The following is a 2,778-nucleotide window of genomic DNA, read 5'->3' as shown; positions in this document are numbered from 1 at the left end:
AAATTGTAACCCGTGACCAATTAAAGGATTTGTTTTCAAGGCGAAAACGATATTGACCAGATTTAAAACCCTCAAAGGCAATCTCATCACTTTGATAATACACAAATTTAATCATATCGAAATTATAACGACCGCGATTAACCATCAAATTACGGCCCCAATAATTGGGATCACGCACGTAACTCACCGAACGACCGGCGTCGACGCGTCCAAGCTTATAAGGCCCACTACCCATTAGCGGTGTCAGGGTTATTTTCTCAAAGTCAGCATCGATAGAAGATTTGGCAAAAATAGGAAACTGCCCGACTGTTAATAAAATCTCTTTATTGTCATCAGAGGCAAAGACAAACTTCACGCGTTGCTTATCAATAACTTGAATGTCTTTAATATCACCCAAATAGCTGCGAATATACATCGGTCCTTTATTTAATATTGCATCATAAGTCGCTTTGACGTCACTACTGGTAACCGGCGTTCCATCCCAAAAACGGGCAGCAGGATTAATATGATAAATAATCCAACTAGTATCATCAGGGTCATAAGTGACTTTACTTGCCAGCTGCGGATACATGGTAAACGCTTCATTTAATGAACCAGTCATCAAAGTATCATATAGATAATCGGTGCCAACCATCGCCACACCAGTAGTCATCCATTTGTTGGCCGCATTAAAGGTACCACGCGCATCAAGCGATAACGTGCCACCTGTCGGCGCCTTTGGATTGGCATAGGGCATAAAGGGCGCGTCAATATATTCAGTAGGACTATTATGCCCAAGCGCAGCAGTGGTAATTGGTGCAGCGTAACTGACAGGCATGCAGCTCACAACTGCAACTAATAAAATGGTTTTTAGTGTGGCATTTTTTATCATAATGAAGTTATCACCAACCCTGTATGCAACCAATGACTATATTGAAAATATTACCTAATAACGGCAAGCTAATGACAGCTTAAATAAGAAATCACTAAGAGCGATAAATACCGCAAAATTTCATCATAACAAACTTAGGTTTTTTAACCTAATGCTTTACAGGATTAAGTAGGCTACCTGACGTATTATTCACCCAAGAAGCATATTCATTCCTCATAAAAAAAGACGCAGCTTATAAAAGTTGCGTCTTTTTTCTAAAACTTAGCAATAATTAAAACCTTAGCAGCACTTAAGCGTGTTTTTTCTCAAACGCTATCATAAAGTCGACCAATTGCTGTACCCATTCTAACGACACTGCATTGTAAATACTGGCACGCATACCGCCCACATCGCGGTGACCTTTTAGATGCAGTAAGCCTGCTGCTTCTGACTCTTCTAAGAATACCTTGTCAAGGCTAGCATCTGCTAGCGTAAACGGTACGTTCATGATAGAGCGGTATTTAGGGGCAACTGGATTACTATAAAAGCTGCTGTCATCAATCGTCTTATAAAGTAAGTCCGCTTTTTGCTGGTTGATTTTGCCGATAGCCGCGACGCCGCCCTGCTCTTCTAACCAGTCAAAAACCAAACCTGCTAAATACCAAGAATAGGTCGCTGGTGTGTTTGACATCGACTCTTTTTCAGCCTGATGTTCATAGTTAAGTAGTAGCGGGCACCACTCACTTGCCTGCCCTAATAAATCTTCACGGATGATGACAATCACTAGACCTGCAGGGCCAATATTCTTTTGTGCACCAGCGTAAATCATGCCAAATTTAGAGACGTCGATTGGCTGTGACAAGATACAAGAAGACATATCAACGATAATGGGCGCATCAACTTTCGGTGGCTCAAATATCTGTAAACCATGAATGGTTTCATTGGCACAATAGTGGAAATATGCTGCATCTTTACTAATAGCCCATTCATTTTGCTCAGGCACATCAGTAAAATTGCTGCCTTTACCTGTTGCAACCACATTAATTTCACCAAGACCAAGTTTGGCATAGCGCTCTGCTTCTTTGACCGCTTTGCCAGACCAAGTACCGGTATTGAGATAATCAGCACGTCCATTATTTAACAAGTTTAATGGAATCGCTGAAAACTGTAAGCTGGCGCCGCCTTGTAAAAATAGCACTTTATAATTATCTGGAATGTCCATCAATGAACACAGTTTAGCCTCGGCTTTTTCAGTAATCGCGATGTACTCTTTACTACGATGGCTGATTTCCATCACTGATACACCACGTCCTTGCCAGTCGAGCAATTCTTCTTGGGCACGTGATAATACATCGGTCGGTATCGTAGCAGGTCCGGCAGAAAAGTTAGGTACACGGTGATGTTCAGTTGTAGAGGCTGAGTTTGTAGACATAGCTATCATCCTAAGTTTGATGGGATTATTGTTGTTAATTGGGATTGAAAACTTAATGATTAAAACACTTTTTACATTTTTATTTTAATTACGAATGACTGTATTACTTATAAAAAACTTACTGAGATATTAGTTTATTGACGCACAAATTTACTGCTATACAGAGCTAATTATTCAAACATCTATCACAACATTCGTTGTTAATCAGCCGAATCAGAAAGCAGCTTCCAAAGCTGACGCTTCAATCTGCTATCAGTAAGCATTTCATCTAAAGTTGGTGCAGTAGTCAGGTTAGGGTGCTCAAGCCCATCAGGCAATAACGTTAATGCCGCCACTTGTATCTCTTCACTGCGACCAATCTTAAAAACGTATCCAGCAAGACTGGCATTGGCAAGCTCAGCCGTATCCATACCTTCACAGATAGGAAATGATGTCGTCTCACAGGTCATTGATAGCGCTTGCGTGATATTTTGCCATAGTTTTGCCTGTCATTATT

At 40.7% G+C, this 2,778-nt stretch carries 3 protein-coding genes; all 3 read right to left on the bottom strand.

From position 1 onward, the window contains the following. A partial coding sequence (locus CAN34_RS04705; RefSeq protein ID WP_254423091.1) for an ABC transporter substrate-binding protein occupies window positions 1-871 on the bottom strand: 871 nt, incomplete at its 3' end. 289 nt (window positions 872-1,160) lie between these two features. After that, window positions 1,161-2,282, bottom strand: coding sequence for a 3-phosphoserine/phosphohydroxythreonine transaminase (gene serC, locus CAN34_RS04700; protein ID WP_089554662.1), 1,122 nt, complete (start codon window positions 2,280-2,282; stop codon window positions 1,161-1,163). Between the two features lie 200 nt (window positions 2,283-2,482). Continuing rightward, the gene (locus CAN34_RS04695; RefSeq protein ID WP_254423090.1) at window positions 2,483-2,731 is read right to left on the bottom strand and encodes a hypothetical protein; all 249 of its coding nucleotides are present in this window, start codon (window positions 2,729-2,731) and stop codon (window positions 2,483-2,485) included. Window positions 2,732-2,778 lie beyond the last annotated feature (47 nt).

Source organism: Psychrobacter sp. DAB_AL32B (assembly GCF_002224105.1).
Lineage (GTDB): Bacteria > Pseudomonadota > Gammaproteobacteria > Pseudomonadales > Moraxellaceae > Psychrobacter.
This window is presented reverse-complemented; position numbering and strand designations above follow the sequence as displayed.

Bases quoted from the DNA above. Each gene is read 5' to 3' on its own strand.
- CAN34_RS04695 (WP_254423090.1), bottom strand. From the start codon at position 2,731: ATGACCTGTGAGACGACATCATTTCCTATCTGTGAAGGTATGGATACG.
- serC (WP_089554662.1), bottom strand. From the start codon at position 2,282: ATGTCTACAAACTCAGCCTCTACAACTGAACATCACCGTGTACCTAAC.